Here is a 1,219-nt window from a genome sequence, read left to right as displayed (position 1 = left end):
ATGGCCAAGGGCGAGTTTATCCGTACGAAGCCTCACGTGAACGTGGGGACGATTGGGCACGTGGACCACGGGAAGACGACGCTAACGGCGGCGTTGACGTTTGTAGCGGCGGCGGAGAACCCGAATGTGGAGGTGAAGGACTACGGGGAGATTGATAAGGCGCCGGAGGAGCGTGCGCGGGGGATTACGATTAACACGGCGCATGTGGAATACGAGACGGCGAAGCGGCACTATTCGCACGTGGATTGTCCTGGGCACGCGGACTACATCAAGAACATGATCACGGGTGCGGCCCAGATGGATGGGGCGATTTTGGTGGTATCGGCGGCGGATGGGCCGATGCCGCAGACGCGGGAGCATATTCTTTTGGCCCGCCAGGTGGGGGTGCCGTACATCGTGGTGTTCATGAACAAGGTGGACATGGTGGACGACCCGGAGCTTTTGGACCTGGTGGAGATGGAGGTGCGGGACCTTCTGAACCAGTACGAGTTTCCTGGGGACGAGGTGCCGGTGATCCGTGGGAGCGCGTTGTTGGCCCTGGAGCAGATGCACCGGAACCCGCAGACGAAGCGTGGGGAGAACGAGTGGGTGGATAAGATTTGGGAGCTTTTGGACGCCATTGACGAGTACATACCCACGCCGGTGCGGGATGTGGACAAGCCGTTCTTGATGCCGGTGGAGGACGTGTTTACGATCACTGGGCGTGGGACGGTGGCCACGGGACGGATTGAGCGGGGGAAGGTGAAGGTTGGGGACGAGGTGGAGATTGTGGGTTTAGCTCCGGAGACGCGGCGGACGGTGGTGACGGGTGTGGAGATGCACCGTAAGACGCTTTCGGAGGGCCTAGCTGGGGACAACGTGGGTTTGTTGTTGCGGGGTGTAAGCCGGGAGGAGGTGGAGCGGGGGCAAGTGCTGGCGAAGCCTGGGAGCATTACGCCGCACACCAAGTTTGAGGCCTCGGTGTACATCTTGAAGAAGGAGGAGGGGGGCCGGCACACGGGATTTTTCACGGGATACCGGCCGCAGTTTTACTTTCGGACCACGGATGTGACGGGGGTGGTGGAGCTGCCGGCGGGTGTGGAGATGGTGATGCCTGGGGACAACGTGACGTTTACGGTGGAGCTGATCAAGCCGGTGGCCTTGGAGGAGGGTTTGCGGTTTGCCATTCGTGAGGGTGGGCGGACCGTGGGCGCCGGCGTGGTCACCAAGATCCTGGAGT

At 61.5% G+C, this 1,219-nt stretch carries 1 protein-coding gene; it reads left to right on the top strand.

Translation table 11 applies throughout. The features are described from left to right. Nucleotides 1–1,219 (top strand): elongation factor Tu (gene tuf, locus L0D16_RS12320; RefSeq protein WP_243032474.1); only part of this gene is annotated, 1,219 nt, incomplete at its 3' end.

The sequence above is a fragment of the Thermus altitudinis genome (genome assembly GCF_022760835.1).
In the GTDB taxonomy this organism is placed as follows: Bacteria; Deinococcota; Deinococci; order Deinococcales; family Thermaceae; genus Thermus; species Thermus altitudinis.
Note: the sequence above shows the minus strand (reverse complement) of the source record. Positions and strands in the feature narration are given on the sequence as shown.